1 pseudogene is annotated in these 251 nt (G+C 61.8%); it reads right to left on the reverse strand.

Annotated elements, in window-relative coordinates:
- Positions 1-251: pseudogene (locus KNP00_RS14255) on the reverse strand (RNA-guided endonuclease TnpB family protein); the annotation flags it as partial.

The raw sequence follows: 251 nt of genomic DNA on the forward strand, positions 1-251 counted from the left end.
ATCTTCTCCGAGACCATCGCATCGTTCGTCATGACGGCGAAGTGCTCCAAACCGAGGTCGATCCCGACCTTGTTCTCGGCTGGGATCCATGGTGCATCGTCCTGTTCGACGAGGAGGGAGACGAAGAACTTGCCCGTCCTCGTCATCGAGACCGTCGCCGACCGGATGACGCCCTCGAACGGACGATGTTGGCTGAACCGCACGAACCCGACCTTCGGCAGCCGGACCTTGCCCGCCTCGATGCGGATCGT

The organism is Exiguobacterium qingdaonense, from assembly GCF_018617855.1.
Classification (GTDB): Bacteria; Bacillota; Bacilli; order Exiguobacteriales; family Exiguobacteriaceae; genus Exiguobacterium; species Exiguobacterium qingdaonense.